At 37.8% G+C, this 23,317-nt stretch carries 19 protein-coding genes and 1 riboswitch; of the genes, 18 read left to right on the top strand and 1 reads right to left on the bottom strand.

All coding sequences use genetic code 11. The annotated features are described in order from the left end of the window. Nucleotides 1-3 precede the first annotated feature (3 nt). The 15 genes from V7097_RS05280 to V7097_RS05210 all read left to right on the top strand — a co-directional run bounded on the left by V7097_RS05280 (nucleotide 4) and on the right by V7097_RS05210 (nucleotide 18,272). Nucleotides 4-1,485 (top strand): o-succinylbenzoate--CoA ligase, encoded by a 1,482-nt coding sequence (locus tag V7097_RS05280; protein WP_335702555.1) that lies wholly within the window; start codon nucleotides 4-6, stop codon nucleotides 1,483-1,485. Nucleotides 1,486-1,510: 25 nt separating this feature from the next. Continuing rightward, entirely contained in the window at nucleotides 1,511-2,515 is a 1,005-nt protein-coding gene (locus V7097_RS05275; protein ID WP_335702596.1) for a 3-oxoacyl-ACP synthase, read from the top strand. Nucleotides 2,516-2,606: 91 nt separating this feature from the next. After that, entirely contained in the window at nucleotides 2,607-3,866 is a 1,260-nt protein-coding gene (locus V7097_RS05270; protein ID WP_335702554.1) for a substrate-binding domain-containing protein, read from the top strand. Between the two features lie 70 nt (nucleotides 3,867-3,936). Next, nucleotides 3,937-4,704 (top strand): ABC transporter ATP-binding protein, encoded by a 768-nt coding sequence (locus V7097_RS05265; protein ID WP_335702553.1) that lies wholly within the window; start codon nucleotides 3,937-3,939, stop codon nucleotides 4,702-4,704. After that, on the top strand, nucleotides 4,688-5,395 hold the full coding sequence (locus V7097_RS05260) for an ABC transporter ATP-binding protein (protein ID WP_335702552.1): 708 nt from the start codon (nucleotides 4,688-4,690) through the stop codon (nucleotides 5,393-5,395). The genes V7097_RS05265 and V7097_RS05260 overlap by 17 nt, the downstream gene beginning before the upstream one ends. Nucleotides 5,396-5,425: 30 nt before the next feature. Next, nucleotides 5,426-6,286 (top strand): branched-chain amino acid ABC transporter permease, encoded by an 861-nt coding sequence (locus V7097_RS05255; protein ID WP_335702551.1) that lies wholly within the window; start codon nucleotides 5,426-5,428, stop codon nucleotides 6,284-6,286. Nucleotides 6,287-6,290: 4 nt separating this feature from the next. Beyond that, on the top strand, nucleotides 6,291-7,298 hold the full coding sequence (locus tag V7097_RS05250) for a branched-chain amino acid ABC transporter permease (RefSeq protein WP_335702550.1): 1,008 nt from the start codon (nucleotides 6,291-6,293) through the stop codon (nucleotides 7,296-7,298). 12 nt (nucleotides 7,299-7,310) lie between these two features. Further along, nucleotides 7,311-7,490: a hypothetical protein gene (locus tag V7097_RS05245; protein ID WP_335702549.1), complete on the top strand. Its 180-nt coding sequence runs from the start codon at nucleotides 7,311-7,313 to the stop codon at nucleotides 7,488-7,490. Nucleotides 7,491-7,496: 6 nt separating this feature from the next. Continuing rightward, a complete protein-coding gene (locus V7097_RS05240) occupies nucleotides 7,497-8,510 on the top strand; it encodes a 3-oxoacyl-ACP synthase (protein WP_335702548.1) in 1,014 nt (337 codons plus the stop codon). Then, on the top strand, nucleotides 8,510-9,421 hold the full coding sequence (gene phaZ, locus V7097_RS05235; RefSeq protein ID WP_335702547.1) for an intracellular short-chain-length polyhydroxyalkanoate depolymerase: 912 nt from the start codon (nucleotides 8,510-8,512) through the stop codon (nucleotides 9,419-9,421). Before V7097_RS05240 ends, phaZ begins: the two co-directional genes overlap by 1 nt. Beyond that, a complete protein-coding gene (gene fabG, locus V7097_RS05230; protein ID WP_335702546.1) occupies nucleotides 9,418-10,155 on the top strand; it encodes a 3-oxoacyl-ACP reductase FabG in 738 nt (245 codons plus the stop codon). Before phaZ ends, fabG begins: the two co-directional genes overlap by 4 nt. 19 nt (nucleotides 10,156-10,174) lie before the next feature. Further along, nucleotides 10,175-10,342, top strand: coding sequence for a hypothetical protein (locus tag V7097_RS05225; RefSeq protein ID WP_335702545.1), 168 nt, complete (start codon nucleotides 10,175-10,177; stop codon nucleotides 10,340-10,342). A gap of 282 nt (nucleotides 10,343-10,624) precedes the next feature. Further along, nucleotides 10,625-12,127: an acyl-CoA synthetase gene (locus V7097_RS05220; RefSeq protein ID WP_335702544.1), complete on the top strand. Its 1,503-nt coding sequence runs from the start codon at nucleotides 10,625-10,627 to the stop codon at nucleotides 12,125-12,127. Between the two features lie 359 nt (nucleotides 12,128-12,486). Next, the gene (locus tag V7097_RS05215; RefSeq protein ID WP_335702543.1) at nucleotides 12,487-17,574 is read left to right on the top strand and encodes a 5'-nucleotidase C-terminal domain-containing protein; all 5,088 of its coding nucleotides are present in this window, start codon (nucleotides 12,487-12,489) and stop codon (nucleotides 17,572-17,574) included. Nucleotides 17,575-17,732: 158 nt separating this feature from the next. Next, nucleotides 17,733-18,272, top strand: a complete 540-nt coding sequence (locus V7097_RS05210) for a GNAT family N-acetyltransferase (protein WP_335702542.1) — start codon at nucleotides 17,733-17,735, stop codon at nucleotides 18,270-18,272. Between the two features lie 37 nt (nucleotides 18,273-18,309). On the opposite strand, the gene V7097_RS05205 is transcribed toward V7097_RS05210, so the two are convergent. Further along, nucleotides 18,310-18,720, bottom strand: coding sequence for a VOC family protein (locus V7097_RS05205; protein WP_335702541.1), 411 nt, complete (start codon nucleotides 18,718-18,720; stop codon nucleotides 18,310-18,312). 164 nt (nucleotides 18,721-18,884) lie between these two features. Between V7097_RS05205 and V7097_RS05200 the strand changes: the two genes are divergently transcribed. The 3 genes from V7097_RS05200 to V7097_RS05190 all read left to right on the top strand — a co-directional run bounded on the left by V7097_RS05200 (nucleotide 18,885) and on the right by V7097_RS05190 (nucleotide 23,315). Beyond that, a complete protein-coding gene (locus tag V7097_RS05200; protein WP_335702595.1) occupies nucleotides 18,885-19,391 on the top strand; it encodes a GNAT family N-acetyltransferase in 507 nt (168 codons plus the stop codon). Nucleotides 19,392-19,488: 97 nt separating this feature from the next. Then, nucleotides 19,489-19,684: riboswitch (cobalamin riboswitch) on the top strand. 280 nt (nucleotides 19,685-19,964) lie between these two features. After that, complete coding sequence (locus tag V7097_RS05195) at nucleotides 19,965-22,253, top strand: ribonucleoside-diphosphate reductase subunit alpha (RefSeq protein ID WP_335702540.1); 2,289 nt, start codon at nucleotides 19,965-19,967, stop codon at nucleotides 22,251-22,253. A 15-nt stretch (nucleotides 22,254-22,268) separates the two neighbouring features. Then, nucleotides 22,269-23,315, top strand: a complete 1,047-nt coding sequence (locus tag V7097_RS05190) for a ribonucleotide-diphosphate reductase subunit beta (RefSeq protein WP_335702539.1) — start codon at nucleotides 22,269-22,271, stop codon at nucleotides 23,313-23,315. Nucleotides 23,316-23,317 lie beyond the last annotated feature (2 nt).

Here is a 23,317-nt window from a genome sequence, read left to right as displayed (position 1 = left end):
ATTATGAAGGGCATTGCTTATTGGATTGAAAAAAGAGCTGAATTACATCCGAAGCGTATTGCCATTATCACAGAAAAGGAACAAATCACTTATAAAACGCTGAATCAAGATGTAAACAAGTTATCTTCTTACTTAAAATTTGAGTTAGGTATTAAAACTGGAGATCGTATCGCGATTTTGTCTCAAAATAGATATGAATATATTGTATTACTATTTGCAATCGCAAAGCTGGAATGTATCGCGGTCCCACTAAATATTCGTTTAACAGTGAATGAGCTTGTCTATCAATTACATGATAGTGGGACAGAGCTATTATTTACAGAAGATATCTTTCAACAAACATCTATTTCATTGCAACAGGAAACTAGCCTTAAAGAAATAATATCTATTGACACAATAAGACATCTAAAAGGTGGAAATGAGAAGGTTTCAGTTGAAATAAATGAAAGCGCTCCCTATTTAATTTGTTATACTTCAGGAACAACTGGAAAGCCAAAGGGGGCGGTTTTAACTCAGAGTAATATGTTTTGGAATGCAATCAATAATTCGCTTGCAATTGATATTACTTCAAATGACCGGTCACTTGTATTACTACCGCTTTTTCATATTGGTGGAATTGGTTTATTTGCATTTCCAACCTTGTATGCTGGCGGAACCATCATTCTTCCTGAGGGGAAATTTGATTCCGAGAGGGCCCTATTGATGATTGAACAGCACCAAGTGACAATCATAATGGGTGTTCCTACGATCCATCAGGCGATCTTACATAGCCCTTCGTTTGATAAGACAAATTTGAAATCTGTTCGCTGGTTCTACAATGGCGGTGCTCCATGTCCACACGAACTTATTCAGGCTTTTTTTGATAAGGGATTAATATTTGGACAGGGCTTTGGGATGACCGAAACATCACCTACCCTCTTTATGCTTTTGAAAGTGGATGCCGAACGAAAAAAAGGTTCGATTGGAAAGCCTGCTATGTTTTGTGAGTATAAATTAATAGATTCGAAAGGGTTCATCGTAAAAGAAGGCGATGTAGGGGAACTTATTGTTCGTGGACCGAATGTGATGAAGGAATATTGGAACAAACCGGAAGCAACAGCTGAAGCCCTTCGTGATGGCTGGTTATATACCGGAGACTTAGCAAGGGTTGATGAAGAGGGATTTTTGTATATTGTCGGTAGGAAAAAAGAAATGATTATTTCTGGTGGAGAAAATATTTATCCATTAGAAGTTGAACAAGTAATAGGGCAACTAGCAGATGTTGAAGAAGTGGCTGTAGCTGGAGTAGTTGATCAGAAATGGGGAGAAGTTCCAATAGCTTTTGTTGTAAAAACGAAGGGGAGTTTATTAACAGAAGAAGAAATAATCGAATATTGTAATCATTTTTTAGCAAGATACAAGATTCCGAAAAAAGTAGAATTTATTGATCAACTTCCTAGGAATGCTACCGGAAAAATTCAAAAAAACCGGCTTGTGAACTTATGAAAGGACGGTATAACAGATGAGTGCAATTAAGATTGGAATTGAAGCAACAAGTGTTTTTTTTCCAAACGGGATAGAAACAGCGAAGGATTTATCGAAAAAAACAGGAATTCCTGAACAAGTAATCATCGAGAAGTTCGGCCTGTATCAAAAGCATGTTTCAGATGACACGATGCAGGCGACAGACCTCGGAATTGAAGCGGCCCGACAAATTCTTACCAAAATAGATCCATTATCAATTGATGTCGTTATCTATTTTGGCAGTCCACATAAGGATTATTTAGTGTGGTCATGTGCTCCTAAACTTCAATTTGAACTTGGGACAAAAAATGCCTATGCATTTGAATTAATGAATGTGAGCTCCTGTTTTCCAATTGCCTTAAAAGTAGCAAAAGATATGCTTCGATCAGATGAAACGATTGAAAACATTTTGCTCGTTGGAGGCTGTAAAGAATCTCAAATCATTGATTATGAAAATCCTCGCTCCAGGTTTATGTTTAATTTTGGAGATGGAGGGACAGCAGCATTAATAACGAAAAATTCTACCAAAAGTGAAATTCTTGAAAGCTCGATCATTACCGATGGTTCATTCTATGAAGATGTCCGTGTACCAGCTGGGGGTTCCAAACTGTTCCCAAGTATGGAAACCGTAAGAAATAGACAGCATTACATCGACGTACTTGATCCATCTAGCATGAAAGCACGACTAGACCCTGTATCTATTCCAAATTTTGAAAGAGTTATTCGACAAGCATTACAAAATAGCGGATATTCACCTCAAGATATAAAAGTTCTTCTACCACTACATACGAAACGCTCCATGTTCAGAGAACTACTTCAGACACTACATATACCAGAAGAAAACACAATTTATTTAGAGCACCATGGACATATGTCCGCACTTGACCCGTGCGTTGGCCTTCATTTTGCACAGGAGCAAGGAAAATTAACGAATGGAGATATTGCTGTTGCGGTAAGTGCTGGAACAGGTTATACATGGGCAGCCACAGTTATTCAATGGAAGGCTTGTTGATTTATCGTCTGTAACTAAAATGTAACTATTACCAAGTACGATTATTGCAGAAGGTTTTACAGTTTTTAAGATTAAAAAGGGGGAAGGAAAAATGAAGAAATTCTCATTTCGTAAAATGCTTTTTTTAAGCTTGCTTGCCATGCTTATGGTAGTTGCAGCAGCTTGTAGTTCAGGATCTTCGAGTACAGAAGAAGAGAAACCAAGCCCAGGTGATTCAGAGAAACCAGCAGAAGAAACAAAAGCAAAAGATCCAATCAAAATCGGTGTGCTTGCTTCATTGAGTGGTGGACTCGAGGCATACGGTAAACAATCAACACAAGGGTTTGAACTTGGCCTTGAATATGCAACTGACGGAACAATGGAAGTGAATGGACAAGAAATTCAGTTTTTCATAGAGGATACTGAAACAAAACCTGAGGTTGCAATTCAAAAAGCAACTAAGTTAATAGAAGAAGACGGTGTAGATTTCCTAGTCGGTTCTTCAAGTTCAGCGGATACATTAGCTGTGCTTCCGCTAGCAGAGGAATATGAAAAAATTATGATTGTTGAGCCAGCTGCAGCAGACAGTATTACAGGTGCAGACTGGAACGAATATATTTTTAGAACGGCACGTAACTCTTCACAGGATGCTGTTGCTGGTGCAGCGGCAATTGCAAAAGAAGGTGTAAAAATTGCAACACTTGCCCCTGATTATGCATTTGGTCGTGATGGTGTCGCAGCGTTTAAGGAAGCAGCGGAAAAATTAGGTGCTGAGATTATCCATGAGGAGTATGCAGATCCAGCAGCAACAGACTTTACATCGAATGTTCAAAAGATTATTGAAGCAAAGCCTGATTATTTATACGTTGTTTGGGCAGGTGCAAACACACCATGGAATCAAATTAGAGACATGAAAGTACAAGAAAACGGCATTAAAATTTCGACTGGTGCTCCAGATATCCCAGCACTTGCTACAATGGATGCCTTAGTTGGAATGGAAGGATTCACAGTTTACTATCATCAGCTCCCTAAAAATGAAATTAACGATTGGTTAGTTGAAAAACATAAAGAGAAGTTTAACGGAGAGGTTCCTGATTTATTTACTCCAGGCGGTATGACTGCTGCTTTAGCAATTGTTGAAGCGATTAAAAAGACAAATGGCGATACAAATGCAGATAAGCTAATCGAAGCGATGGAAGGCATGAGCTTTGACACTCCAAAAGGAAAAATGACGTTCCGTGAAGAGGATCACCAAGCACTTCAATCTTTATATGCGATTCGCCTAGAAAAGGTTGATGGTGTGGATTATCCAGTTCCAGTTCTAATGAGAGAGTTAAGCCCTGAAGAAACAGCTCCACCAGTTCGTAACTAATGAAAAATCAAGGAACTTCGGTAGTATCTTTCTACCGAAGTTTCCTTTTAGAAAAAAGAGGTGAATTTACGTGAAGAATATTATTGAAACGAAAGACCTGACAATCGCATTTGGAGGTCATGTTGCTGTAGATAAGGTTAATTTTACAGTTCCTCCTAACCACTTCAAATCAATCATCGGACCAAATGGTGCAGGTAAAACAACATTTTTCAATTTACTAAGTGGCCAGCTTTTACCTACAAACGGCCAAGTTTTCTTAAAAGGTGAAGATATTACAAAGCTTTCTCCAACCGCACGTACACGAAAAGGAATAGGTCGTTCCTTTCAAATCACCAATGTTTTTCCAAATCTTACAGTATTAGAAAATGTTCGTTTAGCCGTTCAATCCGTGGCAGGAATTCGGTATCAAATGTTTAAGCACTACCGTAAATATCGACAATTCGAAGAAAAAGCACTACACATTCTATCGCTTGTTCTTCTTGATAATAAAGCAACTGCAATTGCAAAAAACTTGGCACATGGCGAAAAACGAAAGTTGGAAATTGCCATGCTTTTGGCATTGGAGACTGAGGTTCTGCTATTGGATGAACCAACTGCCGGAATGTCCCTTGAGGAGGTTCCTGCGATCCTTGAGGTCATAAAAAAGATTAAAGCAGAAGGGAATCGCACAATCATTTTAATTGAACACAAAATGGATATGATTCTCGACCTGTCTGATAGTGTAATGGTTTTATTTAACGGTAGATTGCTAGCGGATGGAACACCTGAAGAAATTATGGATAATGAAACAGTCCAATCAGCGTATTTAGGAGGTTTGTACGATGACACTGCATCTTAAAGTAGAGAGAATTGAAACGTATATTGACCAATTTCATATATTGCAGGGCGTTTCATTTGAAGCGAAAAAAGGAGAGGTTACTGTTCTTTTAGGGCGAAACGGCGCTGGAAAAACAACTACCCTCAGGTCAATTATGGGACTTAATCCACCTGCTAAAGGAACAATCGAATTTAATGGGGAAAATATTGCAGGTCTGGCAACCTATCATATTGCTGCAAAAGGGATTGGTTATGTACCCGAGGATCAAGGAATATTTGGTGAGTTAACAGTAGAGGAAAATATGAAGGTGGCAATCAAAAAGGAAAACGATGAAACAAAGGAACGTCTCGATTATATTTTGAACTTATTCCCTGACCTAAAGAAGTTTTGGAAAAGAAAAGGTGGTAACCTCAGCGGTGGGCAAAAGCAAATGCTTTCTATCGCAAGGGCTTATGTCAATAATAATGATTTGCTTCTAATTGACGAACCAAGTAAGGGACTAGCCCCAATTGTGGTAGAAAAAGTAATGGAATCTATCCAAGAGATGAAGTCAAAGACCTCAATTGTGCTTGTTGAACAAAACTTTTTTATGGCAAGTACAATTGGAGACCGATTTTTCATCATTGACGATGGAAGAACTGTTCATCGTGGCGAAATGAAAGAGTTAAAGGAAAATGAACAACTACGTAAACAATATTTAGGTATTGCCTAACAGGAATTTCTTTGGAAAGGAGGATATTTTGTGGATGCAATTATCAATTTAACGGTCAACGGTCTTGCGACAGGTATGTTAATCTTCCTACTTGCTGCAGGGTTAACTTTGATTTTTGGACTTATGGATGTTTTGAACTTTGCTCATGGTGGTTTATTTGCCTGGGGAGCATATGCCGGTGTTTGGTCTTATGGGCAAACCGGCAGTTTCATAGTTGGAATCATTACCGCACTAATTACAGGTTTAATTTTAGGCTTGCTAATGGAAAAATTCATCGTCACTCCAGTTTACGGAAATCATATCCAGCAAATTTTAATAACGCTTGGGGTTATGATTGTCCTATCCGAAATGCTTAAGGTCGTTTGGGGGCCACACCAATTAAGTGCGAAAACCCCTGCCTATTTGAGTGGAAGTTGGGAGTTTGGAGGAGTCATTCTCATCAAATATCGTTTATTTATCATTTTAGTTGGGTTCTTAGTTTTCTTCCTTGTTTACTACATTCTAAAAAATACAAAAATCGGCTTAATTGTTCGTGCAGGTGTAATTAATAAGGAAATGGTTCAATCACTTGGTATCAATATTAAAAAGATTTTTATGCTTGTTTTTATGGTAGGTGCAGCAATGGCAGCTCTTGGTGGTGTATTACTTGGACCTTATTCCGGACAAATTTATGCAGAGATGGGAATGGAGTTTGCAATTCTCGCATTTATCGTCGTTGTTATCGGAGGGATGGGAAGTATTACAGGGTCACTATTTGCGGCGATTTTAGTAGGGCTATCAGGTGCTTATATGGCTTATTATGTCCCTGAATTATCACTTGCAGTGAATATGTTGCTAATGGCCGTTGTATTAATTTTCAGACCACAAGGATTATTCGGTGCAAAGGGGTGAGGAAATGAGGCTTCTAACTAATTCTTCAAAAGTTAACATCATATACATTGCAGCAGCAGTATTCCTTCTATGTTATCCATTTATTAATGATACTAGAAGTATATTGATTTTATTTACGCAAATTTTTATCTTTGCTGTCTTTGCCATGAGCTATGATATTTTACTAGGTTTTACAGGAATTGTTTCATTCGGGCATGCAATGTTTTTCGGGATCGGTGCCTATACGACAGGAGTTCTTTTAAATCAATTTGAGCCAACTATCCCAATCTTTCTACTATCCATTATAGTTGGAATGATTCTCGCGGCGATTTTAAGTTATATTGTAGGTTTGCTCTCACTTCGGTTAAAAAGTCACTTCTACGCCATGCTGACATTGGCATTTTCAGGCTTGTTTTTAGTTGCGGCAGAAAAATGGAGGTCATTAACAAGAGGAAATGACGGATTTACGTTCCGCGTTCCAGATGTATTAAAAGACCGTATGACCCTATATTTTGTCACATTGGTTCTTATGATTATCGTATTTTTAGTATTAAAAAGATTCACAGAATCCCCTCTTGGCAGGGTTCTCCAAGCAATTCGTGAAAATGAACCCCGAACAGAATCACTTGGCTATAATGTGATTCATTATAAAATCATTGCGAGTATTGTAGCAGGGGTGATTGCAAGTGTTTCTGGCTCGATGTATGTTGTCACATTACGGTTTGTAAATACATCGGTATTTGCCCTCGATGTAACCCTTGATGCTCTTCTCATGACGATTATTGGAGGGGTCGGAACGCTAGTCGGGGCCATCATTGGAGCGGGCCTTATCGAATTTGCCCACCACTGGCTTACTGGACTTGCAAAGGTTCACTGGATTTTTGAAAGATGGATGATCTTCTTCGGTATCTTATATATATTAGCCGTTATGTTCTTCCCAACGGGAATCGTTGGAACTGTCAAGTCGTGGTTTTATAAAAGAAAAGGAACCAATAAAACGAAAGACTATGAAAAAGAAAAAATAGCTGGCTAAGGAGTGAGGGCTATGAATGATAATCAAACCATTACTTCATTCGTTGTCCGTTGTGCGCTGGTTGATGTGGATAACAAGACAATGAAAAAGCAATGGCGGATAAAGGTGAGCCATGTTCAAGGAGAAGATGAAGTAGTCGTTACAGATTTAGATGATGCTGTTCAGTTTATGAAAAGTGTAATAGAGGAGTGACCTACTTTGCAATCAGTTGGAATTTTAAGTACAGGGATATACATTCCGAATGAGTTTCTTACTTCGGAGGACATTTCAATGAAGAGTGGGATTCCAAAGGAAATCGTTGAAACAAAGCTAGGAATTTTAAGAAAACCGATTCCAGGACCAGATGATCATACTTGTGATATGGGAATTAAAGCAGCAAGAGAAGCGATCAAAAAGGCAAACATTGATCCGCTAGATATTGATTTAATTATCTATATTGGGGAAGAGCATAAAGAATATCCTTTATGGACAGCGGCAATTAAAATGCAACAGGAGCTCGGTGCATACAATGCATGGGGCTTTGATGTGGCAATGCGCTGTGGAACGACGATTATGGCGATAAAGGTTGCAAAGAATCTGATGAGGTCAGATGACAACATAAAAACAGTATTACTAGCGGGTGGCTATCGAAATGTAGATTTTATTGATTACGAGAATCCTAGAACTCGCTTTATGTATAATTTGGGAGCCGGTGGCGGTGCCATCCTTTTACAAAAGGGCTTAGCTAAAAATCACGTCCTTGAAAGTCATATTATAACAGATGGTGCATTTTCTGAGGATGTCGTTGTAGTAGCAGGTGGAACAAAGAACCCAATGACAAAGGAAGCCCTCGAACAAAAATTAAATATGCTGGATGTACTTGACCCTGAAGGGATGAAGCAGCGACTTGAAGAAAAGTCGATGCAAAACTTTCTCAAGGTGATTCGTGAAGCAGTCAAAAAAAGCGGGTATTCCGAAGTAGACATTGATTATTTAGGGATTCTCCACATGAAAAAATCAGCCCATGATTTTGTGTTAAACGAATTAGGTCTTACCCAGGACCAATCCATTTATCTTAATGAATATGGACATATCGGCCAAATGGACCAAATACTTTCTATGGAATTTGCGGAAAAAAACGGTAAAATAAAAGAAGGGGATCTTGTTGTTCTTGTAAGTGCTGGAATTGGATATGCGTGGGGTGCTACTGCAATAAAATGGGGGGATTGTTAATGTCGTCTATTGAACTGAAAACTGTTAATCTAGCAAACGGAGAAACACTTGGCTATAGGGAGCGTGAAGGGGGAGAAAAAATAGTTCTACTCATTCACGGGAACATGTCATCATCGAAGCATTGGGATGTTGTTATCGAGAGTATTGATAGCGATTACAAGGTATATGCAGTCGATATGAGAGGCTTTGGAATATCGACTTATCACAAACCAGTTCAATCGATCAGGGATTTTTCCGATGATATTAAATTATTTGTTGAAGAATTAGGTTTATCAGATTTTATAATAGCTGGTTGGTCAACGGGTGGAGCTGTTGGAATGCAGTTTGTAGCTGACCATCCGGGACTTTGTTCAAAGCTAGTGTTGTTGGCATCAGCATCAACAAGAGGTTATCCAATCTTTGGCTTAGGTGCTGACGGGCAAATGGATTTTTCAAATCGATTGAAGACGATGGATGATATTCATAAAGATTTAGCCCGAACTATCCCAATTCAAACTGCCTATGACAATCGAGATAAAGAAACCTTAAAAGCAATCTGGAATGCAGCCATTTACACGAAAAATCAGCCGAAAGAAACTCATTATGATGAGTATCTTGAAGATATGTTGACACAACGCAATCTTGCTGACGTCTATTTTTCATTAAATACATTTAACATAAGCCATCATCACAATGGGTTAACTGAAGGAACTGGCCAGGTTGATGATATCAAGATCCCAGTGTTGGTATTGCGTGGAGATCGGGATTATGTAGTAGTGGAAAGTATGGCAGAGGAAATTATGGAGGATTTAGGGGATAACGCTACATTTGTTGAACTTGAAGACTGTGGACACTCTCCATTAATTGATAACTTAGGGCTGTTATTAAAACATATGCATGAATTTATCAAGCAAAAGGAGCCAGCAAAATGAGATTAAAAGATAAGGTGGCAATCATTACTGGAGCAGCAAATGGGCTAGGGCTAGAAGCAGCTATCACATTTGTACGTGAAGGTGCAAAGGTTGCGCTAACAGACTATGATACAACAGGTGCAGAGAGGGCAAATGAACTGAAAGAACAAGGTGCAGATGTTGAGTTTTTTCAAGTCGATGTAGCAAACAGAGAAAGTGTTGACAAAACAGTTTCCGCAGTTATGGAGCGATTTGGAAAGATTGATATTTTAATAAATAATGCAGGGATTACTCGTGATGCGATGTTAACAAAGCTTTCCCAAGAGGATTTTCAAAAAGTTATCGACGTAAACTTAACAGGTGTTTTTAATTGCACCCAAGCCGTCGTGCCACATATGATTGCTAATGGTAAAGGAAAAATTGTTAGTACCTCGTCTGTAACTGGTGTATATGGGAATGTAGGTCAAACCAATTATGCGGCATCAAAGGCAGCAGTAGTCGGAATGACGAAAACATGGGCAAAAGAACTTGGTAGAAAAGGGATTAATGTCAATGCAGTAGTACCAGGATTTATTGAAACCGGGATGGTTGTAGCAGTACCTGAAAAGGTCATCAACCAAATGAAAATGATGATCCCACTGCAAAGACTAGGAAAGCCTTCAGACATTGCCAATGCGTATCTATATTTATCATCCGATGAATCTGATTACGTGAACGGAACAACCTTGCATGTTGATGGTGGAATAATGATGTAATTTGATTAGGAGCTTATTTATGGCTCCTATTTTTTTGTTGCAAGAAGATTTTGGGACCAAGGAAATAAATAGGGAAGTGTTGAAGGAAATCACACTGAGGGCTTGGATGAAAAACCAAGCCAAACAAGATCGTTGGCGAACTGTCTCTGAAAGCCTGTCTCAAGGACAAATCCAAGTAACATTTTGAATGAACTGTCTCTGAAAGCCTGTCTCAAAGACAACCCGAAGTGAATTTTTGAATGAATAGTCTCTGATAGCCTATCTCAAAGACAATGCGTAGTAAAAATTTGAATGAAATGTCTTTGAAAGCCTATCTCAAAGACAAATCGCAGTAAAATTTTGAATGAACTGTCTTTGATATCACACACATACAAATCCCACACCAAACATCGCACCTTCATGTAACTTCCATGTAACTCTTGTCTTCTATAGTAAGAATAGAATTAAGTAGACGTAAGGAGAGATAGTTGTGAGGTGGGAACTGGACTGGATCGCAAATCGTGCTCGACTATCACCTGATTCGATTGCTGTTGTAGACGGGGAAACGGGCAGCCGCTTTACCTTTCATGAATTAAATAAACGTGCGGAAAATATCGCCTACTATTTCAAATCAATCGGAATTAAAAAGGGGGATCGGATTGCACTGCTATCTCCAAATGATATTAGTTATTTCGATTTGCTTTTTGCCTGTGGGAAAATTGGGGCAATCTTTGTACCCTTAAATTGGCGTTTATCAGGTGAAGAAATAGATTATATCCTTTCAAATTCAACACCAAAGCTAATTGCATTATCAAGTAATTTGGAGGGTTTATTACTGGACAAAACATCTAGAGAAATCGTAAAAGTTGATTCGAAGGAGTATCATCGATTTGCGAATGAATCAAGTAAATCCTTGGAACACGATGAATTTATTCAAGAAGATGACCCTTTAGCAATCATTTATACAGGTGGAACAACAGGTAAACCAAAGGGAGTAGTCCTTTCCCATCGATCCATTATGTGGAATGGATTAAATACAATTGTGAGCTGGAATTTGTCAGCAGAAGATGTGACATTGACGTATATGCCGATGTTCCATACTGGTGGGCTCAATGCCTTATCAATTCCGATTTTAATGATGGGGGGTAAGGTAGTAATAGCTAAAAATTTCGAGCCTAATCGAGCGATCCAGATAATTAATCAAGAGGGTTGTACAGTCGTATTACTTGTTCCAACGATGTATCACATGATGGTTAACACTCCATCCTTCAAGGATGTTAATTTTCCAACAATGCATACATTCTTATCAGGTGGAGCGCCATGTCCGCTAGAAATTTACCAGGCCTTTGAAGAAAAAGGGTTATCTTTTAAAGAAGGATACGGTCTAACAGAGGCTGGTCCAAACAATTTCTTCATCGATCCAAAGATTTCAAGATTCCGAAGAGGATCTGTTGGGAAGGCCATGTTTTATAATGACGTGAAAATCATTACTTCTGATGGAAAAGAAGCGAAGGCTGGTGAAGTAGGAGAGCTTTTAATTCGTGGAAAGCATGTATTCCATCATTACTGGAATAATCAAGACGCGACAAAGGAAGCGTACCATGATGGATGGCTTCATACCGGGGATTTAGCTAGATGTGATGAGGAAGGCTATCACTATATTGTTGGTCGCAAAAAAGAGATGATTATTACTGGTGGGGAAAATGTTTACCCATTAGAGGTGGAACAATGCATTAGCAAACACCCAGCGATTAATGAAGTTGCTGTTGTTGGTGTCCTGCATCAAAAATGGGGCGAAATGGTAATTGCAGTAGTTTCGTTAATGCCAGACCAACAAGTTTCTAAGGTGGAATTAAAAGAGTACTGTCAAGCAAAGATCGGTAAATACAAAGTTCCGAAAGAGTTTATCTTTGTGGAAGAAATACCAAAAACACATGTTGGAAAGATTGATAAAAACCATTTACAAAAGACCTATGAAAATTTAGTTGGTTAAAAGATTAAACAAGTTATGAATGGCATTAAAAAATGAATAGGGTATAAAAGACGACTACAGTTTTAATTTTGTAGTCGTTTTTAGTGTTATATGATTAGTCGAAGTACAGTGTAGAATCATTCATCAACTTAGAAAAATTCGATTACATTAAAAAATGTTTTCTGTGACTAATGTATTAGAATGAGAACGAAAACACTAACATTGAACTATGACTTTTTACCTATTGTTCGTATTTAGTGCAAAAAACATGTAAAACTTCCGTTTAATTTTCGTAAATTGTATTGACTGATTTCCCCTGAAGAAGTATCTTGAAGTCGTATACATTTACTACTAAATCTAGGAAGTAAGGGGAGAAGAGTGTGAAAAAAGGCATAGTAAGAAAATTACTATCGATTTTATTTGTTTTTAGTTTAATAGTGCCTACTACACTATTAAACTTTGCACCCGCTGTAAGTGCAGCTGAAGCAACTGCCGAAGATCTATTTATCTCTGAGTATATCGAAGGCAGTAGTAATAACAAAGCAATTGAGATTTATAATGGGACCGGTGCTGAAGTTGACTTATCAGCATACACACTAGAACTATATTCAAATGGAGCCAGTGTAGCTGGTACAACTTTAAAACTAACAGGAACTCTAGTGAGTGATGATGTCTATGTAATTGCACATTCAAGTGCAAGTCCTGAAATAATAGCAGTTACAGACATAAAACATGGTGTTGCAAATTTCAATGGAGATGACGCTCTTGTTTTAAAGAAAAATGGTGAAATTATTGACTCATTTGGACAAGTAGGACATGACCCAGGTACTAATTGGGGCGGAGTGACTTCAGAACACACTCTGGTAAGAAAAGATTCAGTCCTCACTGGGGATAAAGTACATGATGATGCTTTTGATCCTTCTATTGAATGGGACAATCATCCACAGGATACATTTTCATTTTTAGGTTCTCACAAAGGTGAAGGAAATGTAGATCCAGAACCTGAACAACCAACGGTAATCACAATTGCTGAAGCTCGCACCCAAGGTACTGGTTCAGTATCCGTTAAAGGTACAGTGACAGCAAAATTAAAAAATACAATCCACATTCAAGATGAAACAGCAGCAATTGCTGTTCGTCCAACGTCTTTAGATGTTCAACTTGGTGATGAAATCACTGTAAGTGGTTCATTACAAGAATTTAGAGGGTTATTACAATTAGATTCAGCAAAGTTAATTGGAGAAGCTGAAAATAAAGGCGTACCAGCTCCAATTGAATTAGCAGGAGCTGAAGTTACGGAAGAAAATGAATCTAAATTAGCAGTTGTTAAAAATATCGAACTTATATCTGTTTCTAATGGAAGCGGTTGGGCAAACTTTACAGCCAAAGCCGAAGATGGTACAGAATTTTTAGTTCGTGATGAAAACAATACATTAGGTTTATCTGTTGGGACTAATTATGATTCAATTACTGGTATCGTCCAACAATTCGACCAAGATTATCAAATCATTCCTCGTGGACAAGCAGATATCGTAGTAGATTCATCAAAAGTTCAACCAGTTAGTGCATCACAACCATCAGGTAGCATTCCTACAGGAACGCAAGTAACATTATCTACTACAACTGAAGGTGCAGACATTTACTATACAACAGATGGAACTGAACCAACAGTTGAGAGTCAAAAGTACAGCGAACCGATTACGGTTGACCAGGATATAACAATCAAAGCCCTTGCTGTAAAAGAAGGTTTAACAGCAAGTGAAATTAAAGAATTTACTTATAAAGTATACGAGCTTGAAAATATCAATATCCATGATATCCAAGGAGAGTCTCATGAATCTCCACTTAAAGGTGTAGTTGTTGAAAATGTTGAAGGTATCGTTACTTATACCTATAAAATCGGAAACAATAACTACTTCCATTTGCAAACTCCAGATAATCAAAAGGATAACAATCCAAAGACATCTGAAGGTATCGTCGTTTTTACAGGGAATCAAGCAAATGTGAAAGTAGGTAATTTAGTCAGTGTAACAGGTACTGTCGATGAATTTCATATTGATGGCTACAATGATTCAAAGAGTGAAACTGACTTACCAGTAACACAAATCAATGCAAGAAATGACCGAGGAGGTTTAGTGACAGTAATTCGGGAAAAAGTTGAATTACCGGAACCAATTAAAATTACTAGCGAAAACCTTCCAAATCAAGTGATTGATAATGATAATTTTACAAAGTTTGATCCAGATGAAGATGCAATTGATTTCTGGGAAAGCATTGAAGGGATGCTTGTTGAAGTAGAAACAGTTAAAGCTGTTGCACCTCAAGAACATGGGGATCTAATTACTGTTTTAGAAAACAGAGTGACTGATACAATCCATGGTGGAGTGTTATTAACTGAAGATAATGCTAATCCGGATCGAATCCAATTCAAAATGTACGATAACAATGCTGCTAGAGATTTCGAGGTAGCAACAGGTGACAAATTTACTGGACCAATTACGGGTGTAGTGAACTATGGTTTCCAAAACTATAAGATCTATGTTGATCTAGTAGATATGCAATCAAAACATGTTGTTGGTGAAGCAAAACCTGAGACAACTACAATTGTTAAAGAGGACGATAAGGTAACGATTGCCTCTTATAATCTAGAAAACTTCTCAAATAATACAAAAGAAACATCGAATGATAAAGCTCAAAAACTAGCACGAGCATTTGTAACAGATATGGAAAGTCCTGACATCATCGGGGTAACTGAAGTTCAAGATAACAATGGACAATCTGCCGGAGATGCAGCTGCAAACGAAAGCTATGAACGTTTAATTCAAGCAATTGTTGCTGCTGGCGGTCCAGAATATGAATATTTAAACATTGACCCTATTAATAATAGAGATGGTGGAGCACCAAATGCAAACATCCGAGTTGGATTTTTATATAATCCAGATCGTGTTTCCTTACCAGAAGGTATTTCAGCAGGTGATGCTACAACAGCAGTTGGATATGAGAATGGTAAATTAACTCATAACCCTGGTCGTATTGATCCAACAAACCCAGCATTTAATAACAGTCGAAAACCTTTAGCTGCGCAATTTACATTCCAAGGTGAAGATGTTGTTGTTATCGTAAATCACTGGAATTCAAAATCTGGGGACACTCCATTATTCGGTTCAACTCAACCACCGGTATATGGTAGTGAGGAACAACGTAAACAAATTGCAAATGTGGTTTATGACTTTGTAGAAGAAATAAAAGCTGATAACCCAGGTGCAAATATCGTATCTGTTGGTGACTTTAACGATTTCCAATTCACTGAGTCTCTTAAAATCCACGAAGGCGATTTAATGACTAATATGATTAACAAAGTGGATAAAGACGACCGCTATACTTACTTGTTCCAAGGAAATTCTCAAGTCTTAGACCATATCTTAGTTTCAAATAATTTAGTAGAAAAAACTAAAATTGATATTCTTCACATCAATGCAGACTTCACTGATATGGCAGGACGCGCGAGTGACCATGATCCGGTAATGGTTCAAGTAGATTTAAAAGATAATTTTGACTTAACTGTAATGCATACAAATGATACACATGCTGCTTTAGACAATATGCCAAAGACTGTAGCAGCAGTGAAGGAAGTTAGAACACAAAACCCTGAAGCACTTCTTCTACATGCTGGGGATGCATTTACAGGAACATTGTATTTCAATGAATTCCAAGGCGTAGCAGACTTAGCTATGATGAACTTAATGGGCTTCGATGCAATGACCTTTGGTAACCATGAATTTGATTTAGGTTCATCTCAAGATGGCCATCAAGCTTTAGTTAACTTTATCAAAGATGCACAATTCCCATTTGTTAGTGCCAATGTTGACTTCTCGAAAGATGATAAATTCGCTGGAATATTCAATGATTCCATTGCAAAAGATTTTAATAATGGTCAAATTTACAATGGGATTATCAAAGAAGTAAACGGCGAGAAAGTTGGTATCTTCGGGTTAACAACTGAAGAAACGGCAGACATCTCTAGCCCAGGTTCGATTGCATTTGAAAACTATCTTGAGGAAGCAGAAAACGCTGTAAAAGCTTTGGAAGCACAAGGTGTGAATAAAATCATTGCCTTGACTCATATTGGTTATGACGATAATGCAGCGGTTGACAACGACTTAATTCTTGCTGAACAAGTAGAAGGTATTGATGTGATTGTTGGTGGACACAGCCATACAACATTGTCTGAACCTGTAGTTGTTGCAAAAGATGATACACCAACAGTAATCGTTCAAACAGGTAATGCCAATAGCAATCTTGGTGTTCTAAATGTTGAATTTGATGATAATGGTGTAGTGGTAGCGCATGATGGTGGCTTAGTTGCAATCGGCAGTCAGGTGGCTGATCCCGAAGCAGCAGAAATATTAGCACCATACAAAGCACAAGTTGATAAAGTAGCACAAGAAGAAATCGGAGTAACAACTTCTATTGCATTAGAGAACCCACGAACAAATGGTGATGATACAAAGCCAAGCGTACGTAAAAATGAAACAATTTTAGGCAACCTGATTACAGATGGTATGCTATTAAAAGCAAAAGAATTCACTAACAAAAATGTAGTAATGGCATTACAAAATGGTGGTGGTATCCGTTCAGCTATTAATACAGGCCCAATCACTGTTGGTGAAGTAATCTCAGTTCTTCCATTTGGTAATACGTTAGCTACCATGGAAGTAACAGGTGCAGAACTTAAAGAAGCATTTGAAATCTCCTTAAGCAGGTACCCTGGAGAAAATGGCGGCTTCTTACATGTAGCTGGTGGTAAAGTGAAATTTGATTCTACGAAACCAGCTGGTGATCGTGTTGTATCTGTATCCTACCTAGATGAAAATGGTAAATATGTAGAGGTTCAAGATGAAAAAATCTATACAGTTGCAACAAATGCATTCACAGCTAAAGGTGGAGATGGCTATGATGTATTTGCAAAGGCTTATGAAGAAGGTCGTGTAACAGATCTTGGACTTTCTGATTGGGAAAACTTCCGTGAGCACTTAGTAAGTGTTGGAAGTAATGGTATCCCAACTAAAATTGAAGGTAGAGTTGTTGATGTTTATACAACACCAGGTGAAGAACCAGAAGAACCACAAATCGTCGTTGTTACTCCAGAGGTAGAGAGAGGAAACAAATATGTAGTAACTTCAAATGATTTGGGTGATTTAACAGATGGAGCTACTGTTAGAGTTGAAGTTCCTGAAAAGAATAATACAATTTTTGTATCATTGAGTTCTGAAGCAGTTACGAAGCTTAAAGAAGCAAATGCAACATTAGTAGTTTCAAATAATGTAGGTGAGTTTCAAGCTCCTGCATCTAGCTTGCCTGATGGTGAAATTGAAATTAAAGTGCAAAAGGACAATCGTAAGGGTGCTTTAGATGCTTATAATTTTACAATCAAATCAGAAGGTAAAGGATTCCATAAGTTTAACTAAAGCTAACAATGACCTTGTGTCAAACAGCAATAAATAATGATAAAGGCCGTAGAACTTGTTTCTATGGCTTTTATTATGGAGAAATACATGTGTTAAAAAAGGAAAAAGATATGCGATGTTGAATTACTTAATGAGTTGATAATTAAGGAGTAATTCATATGATTACGTATAAACTACTAAAAGGAAAAAAGGTTGAACTTGTAAGATTCAAAGATGAGGATGTTTCTACAATTGTAAGTTGGTATGAAGATCAAGAGTTTCTTAGAAATTTAGATACTTTGCCATCCTTCCCAAAACATCCGTCAGACTTCAAGGAATGGATCGAACAGAAAAATGAAAAAGCATTCGTGTTTGGTATTAAAGAGCTGTCCACTGAAAAATTAGTTGGCTTTGTGGATATTGACAGTATTATTTGGCCACATCGAAATGCATGGCTTGCGATCGCAATCGGTGGTGATGGTAATCGGAATCGGGGCCTCGGAAATGAGGCCATGCAGCTTGCGCTAGATTTTGCCTTTCAGGAGTTAAATTTGTACAGAATCCAATTAACCGTTTTTCAATACAATGAAAGAGCTATCGCCTTATATGAGAAGCTAGGTTTTGTCAGGGAGGGGACTTCTAGGGAATTCCTTGAACGAGACGGTAAACGATTTGATATGTACTTCTATGGTCTGCTAAAACATGAGTGGGAAGAATAATATCAATCCCCCCAGAAGGTTGGGGGGATTTTCATAGTTACTGTTTTTCAAAGTTTAAATCCCAAATAATCCCGAATTGATCCTTCACTTTTGCATATTTAGCACCCCAGAAAGTATCCTGCAATTCCATGAATACTGTTCCTGTTTGCTTTAAATCATTAAACGTTTTAGTAATTTCCTCCTCGCTTTCAAATTCGATTACGAGGGAGATATTGTTTCCGAAATTCACTGTTTGGTCGGGAGAGTCGTCAGACACCATTAGTAAGAAGTCGTTCTTTTTAAATTTACCATGGATAAGTCTGTCATTCGCCCACTCCTGAGTCTCATAACCCGCCTTGGCATATGTTTGAACATCCAAAATTTCACCATCAAATAATTCCTTGTAGTATTCCAAAGCTTCCTTTGCATTTCCATTAAACATTAAATACGGTGTTGCTTGCCCTTTCATTCGCATAACACTCCTTTGTAAAATTATTATCCAAAGCCATACACTATGATTTCTGATTCCTAAGGAAATCATACACTTTTGTATATTTTTTCCTCAAGTCCCATTATAATTAAATAAAACGAAAAACACAAGAACAAATGTTCTGAAAAAGGGGTGGAATTATGATGATCAGAAAGCTTATACCAGAGGATGCCGAGGGCTATTGGAAGCTCCGATTAAAAGCATTAACAACGGATCCGGAAAGCTTTTTAGTTACGTATGAAGAAGCAATAATGAAAGAAAATCCAATTGAAGATTACAAGAAAAGCTTTCAATCTCAAGAGTTACTTACGCTTGGTGCATTCGAAGAAGAAAATTTAGTTGGAATGGTAACATTAATCAGAGAAACACGTCAAAAGATAAGGCATAAAGCTAATATCGTAGCGATGTATGTTGATAATCAAAAAAGAGGAAGGGGAATTGCCAATGATTTGCTAAATGAAGCAATCAAAGTGGCTAAAAATATGCCTGACATCGAACAACTTTATTTAACGGTAGATGCAGAAAATACACCAGCAAAGGAACTATATAAAAAACTAGGATTTCAAAAATTTTCTGTTGAAGTAAAGGCTATCAAATTTAACGGACAGTATCGTGACGAAGAGCATATGGTATTATTTCTTGAGAAATAATTGTCAAAATTTGTCTTGCTAAAAGTGGAGTAGTCACTTATTATTAAATGTAATAGCATATATTGATGTGATTTTGTGTTATATAACTACATATTGTGTTTTACCTTAAGAAAAAGATGCCATTGGGCTTAATAGGGAATCTGGTGAAAATCCAGAACTGCCCCCGCAACTGTAAATGCTGACGAAATGAACAGGCCACTGTATAAGTTAACTTCAAGTAGGTACTTATATGGGAAGGGTTCAAAGTAGAGTGATGCATAAGTCAGGAGACCTGTCTTTTCTTATGATGTTTCACCTTCTTCGGGGATTGGGAAGATGAAACGGTGGCGACAGGTAGGGCTCTTTATTTTTGCTCTCTTGATGTTATCGTTTCATCCGCTCAATTTCATTGGGCGGATTTTTTAATTTTATTCAGTGGGCGTTTTAACCCCCACTAAATAAAATTAAAGCCTCCGGCGGATGCCACGATTTTTCAAAGGGAATTTTTCGGGCAAGCTCGAAAAAAAATCGGGCGCAAATACGCCAAGGCGCATTTGATTGAGTAGCGAAAAAATTGTAAGGGAGAGAAATAAATTGAATATCACAACACATGAGGAAATGAATTCAGTTCTACGCTCGCTTGATTATGCAGAAAGTACCTATCAGCTCGACACAACCGAAATAAGAAACAAACTACAAGGAATAAATTTATCTGAATTTGAAGCGAACCAACATGCTCTAATTTATTCCTTAAACAAAATTGCCATGGATCAGCCAAACTGGACATACTTAGCGGCTCATCTCTATTTAAATGAACTTTATGAAAAAGCTGCTACAAATCGAAGCTATGATAGCAAGTTAAAATACGGTAGTTTTTATGATTTACTCCAAGAACTAACAACAAAAGGAATTTACTCTACTGAACTACTAGACTCCTATACAAAGGACGAAATTGCTGAGCTCGGAAAGCTTATTGACCCTGCTAAAGATCATCTATTTACATATATAGGTTTATTTTTACTAGCCGACCGTTATCTTGCCAGAGACTATGAACGTAATATTTATGAACTTCCTCAGGAGCGTTTCATGATGATAGCCATGACTTTAATGCAACATGAAAAAAGAGGTGTAAGGCTCGAGTACGTCAAAGAAGCCTACTGGGCATTGAGTAATTTGTATATGACCGTTGCAACTCCAACACTATCAAATGCGGGCAAAAGCTTTGGCCAGTTGTCCTCTTGTTTTATTGATACAGTTGAAGACTCACTTGATGGTATTTATTTAAATAACTGGGATATTGCTAGATTATCAAAAGATGGAGGAGGCATAGGGGTCTATTATGGTAAGGTTCGCGCATTAGGCTCCGACATTAAAAAATTTAAAGGGAATTCTTCCGGTGTAGTTCCATGGATTCGTCTAATCAATGATACAGCAGTTAGTGTTGACCAATTAGGCCAACGCCAAGGAGCAATTGCGATCTATCTCGATCTATTCCATAAAGATATGATGAATGGTTTTCTAGATTTAAAAACGAATAACGGAGACGAACGTCGGAAGGCCCATGATATTTTTACAGGGGTATCAGTTCCAGATCTATTTATGAAAAAGCTACAAGAGGTAGATGAGAATGGAAGAAGCAATGGGGAGTGGCACACCTTTTGTCCACATGAAGTAAAGCAAATCATGGTATGGAAGGATGAGAACGGGAATCCGTTAGGTCTTGAAGATTTTTATGACGAAGAAGATGAAAAATACTTCACTCAAAAATATTTGGAAGCCGTCAATCATCCACTTTTACCACGTAAATCCTATCGAGCAATGGATGTCATGGCGCGAATCATGATTGCACAGTTAGAAACTGGGACACCGTATATGTTCTATCGTGATGAAGTAAACCGTCAAAATCCAAACAAGCATCTTCTAGGAAAAGGACGAACTTCGATATTTTGTAGTAATTTATGCACGGAAATTGCTCAAAATATGTCAGCAACAGGGATTACGAAGGAATATATCGATGATGAAGGAAATATTGTGATCATTCGAAAGCCTGGTGATTTTGTGGTTTGTAATCTTTCATCTATTAATCTACCAAGGGCGGTCCATAAGGATGTACTTGAACGATTAATTCGCATCCAGGTTAGAATGCTAGATAATGTCGTAGATTTAAATACTATTTCGGTCAAACAAGCAGATATCACAAATAAAAAGTTCCGTGCGGTGGGCTTAGGTACTTTTGGCTGGCATCATCTTTTAGCGTTAAAGGGAATTTACTGGGAATCGGATGAGGCTGTTCAATATGCAGATAAGCTCTACGAGGACATTGCTTATTATGCGATTCAATCCTCAATGGAGCTTGCTAACGAAAAAGGAGCTTATCCGAAATTTAAAGGATCTGAGTGGGATACGGGAACTTATTTTTCTCGAAGAAGGTATGCTTCTGAGCGATGGAATAAGCTTAAAGCAAAGGTTTCTCAGAACGGATTAAGGAATGGCTGGCTCATGGCAATTGCTCCGAATTCATCGACAGCTAAAATTGGTGGCTCTACCGACGGGATTGATCCAATTTACGCAGCTGAGTATGCGGAGGAGAAAAAGAATTTTAAGTTTAAAGTAACTGCTCCTGATATCGATCATAAGACTTATGAGTATTACCGAAAAGCACGTCATGAAGTTGATCAAATCTGGAGTATAAGACAAAATGCTGCACGCCAGCGTCATATTGATCAGGGCATTAGCTTTAATCTGTATGTCAGACATGATATTAAAGCAAAGGATCTCTTGCAGCTCCATCTAGAAGCTTGGAAGCAAGGGTTAAAAACGACTTATTATGTCAGAAGTACCTCACAAGCAGAAATTGAAGAATGTGAACTATGCCACAGTTAAGGGGGAAACGAACTAATGACTATAAATCAATCACTAACAAAGATAAAATTATTTAATCCGGAGTTTCCGAATAAATCAACAGGAATTATTAACGGGGAAACCTCGGGACTATTGAATTGGAATGATATTGCATATCCACAAATGTATACACTTTATCAAACATTGCTTTCGAATTTTTGGAAGGCACAAGAAATTAATATGCAGGATGATATCAAGCAATGGGACCAACTAAGCCCTACTGAAAAAGATGTGTTTTTACGAATAAACACTCAGCTCGCATCTTTAGATAGCTTGCAGACACCTACAATGAACCAGGTAATGGATTATGTAACGGACTCTAGTTTTAAAGCCATTTTCGCGGTTATATCACAGCAGGAAGCAGTACATAATGAGTCGTATTCTTATATTTTAAGCTCACTTGTGCCATTCCACGAACAAAAGGAACGATTTAATCAGGCGAAGGACGACCCGATTGTTCGAAAAAGAAATCAGGTAATCCTTGAGGCTTATGAGGGGTTTAGGGAACTTCCTACACCAGAAAACTTGTTTAAGCTGGCGATCAATTCGATTAATCTAGAAGGAATCTATTTTTATGCAGGTTTCGCCTTTTTCTATAATCTTGCGAGACAACAAAAAATGCTGAAGACAAGTACAATGATTAGTTATATTCAAAGGGATGAGATGCAGCATGCTTATTTCATTGCTCAATTTGTACGAATCCTTTTATCAGAAAATCCGGAACTAAATACAGATGAAAACAAGGATTATGTCTTTAAGTCGATTGGACAAGCAGTGGAGCTTGAAAAAGAGTGGGCACGTTATATTTTAAAAGATATTGATGGAATTGATTTACGTGAATTTGAAGAATATGTAGAATATCTTGCTAACAAAAGGCTTCGGCAGCTTGGGTTTCAAAATTTATATGAAGAGAAAGATAACCCAATGCCGTGGATTCAGGTGTTTAGTGATGAAATGATGAATGACACTAAATCTGATTTCTTTGAACAAAAGTCACGAACCTATACTAAAGTATCCGGGTCCAATGGGTTTGATGAGCTATAACT

The organism is Bacillus sp. JJ1562, from assembly GCF_036962705.1.
GTDB lineage: Bacteria > Bacillota > Bacilli > Bacillales > Bacillaceae_L > Ferdinandcohnia.
The sequence above is the reverse complement of the archived record's forward strand: the minus strand, read 5'-3'. Positions and strand labels throughout refer to the sequence as shown.

Coding starts and splice junctions, on each gene's coding strand:
- fabG (WP_335702546.1), top strand. CDS start 9,418: ATGAGATTAAAAGATAAGGTGGCAATCATTACTGGAGCAGCAAATGGG.
- V7097_RS05250 (WP_335702550.1), top strand. CDS start 6,291: ATGAGGCTTCTAACTAATTCTTCAAAAGTTAACATCATATACATTGCA.
- V7097_RS05260 (WP_335702552.1), top strand. CDS start 4,688: ATGACACTGCATCTTAAAGTAGAGAGAATTGAAACGTATATTGACCAA.
- V7097_RS05225 (WP_335702545.1), top strand. CDS start 10,175: ATGGCTCCTATTTTTTTGTTGCAAGAAGATTTTGGGACCAAGGAAATA.
- V7097_RS05245 (WP_335702549.1), top strand. CDS start 7,311: ATGAATGATAATCAAACCATTACTTCATTCGTTGTCCGTTGTGCGCTG.
- V7097_RS05205 (WP_335702541.1), bottom strand. CDS start 18,720: ATGAAAGGGCAAGCAACACCGTATTTAATGTTTAATGGAAATGCAAAG.
- V7097_RS05270 (WP_335702554.1), top strand. CDS start 2,607: ATGAAGAAATTCTCATTTCGTAAAATGCTTTTTTTAAGCTTGCTTGCC.
- V7097_RS05190 (WP_335702539.1), top strand. CDS start 22,269: ATGACTATAAATCAATCACTAACAAAGATAAAATTATTTAATCCGGAG.
- phaZ (WP_335702547.1), top strand. CDS start 8,510: ATGTCGTCTATTGAACTGAAAACTGTTAATCTAGCAAACGGAGAAACA.
- V7097_RS05200 (WP_335702595.1), top strand. CDS start 18,885: ATGATCAGAAAGCTTATACCAGAGGATGCCGAGGGCTATTGGAAGCTC.
- V7097_RS05280 (WP_335702555.1), top strand. CDS start 4: ATGAAGGGCATTGCTTATTGGATTGAAAAAAGAGCTGAATTACATCCG.
- V7097_RS05210 (WP_335702542.1), top strand. CDS start 17,733: ATGATTACGTATAAACTACTAAAAGGAAAAAAGGTTGAACTTGTAAGA.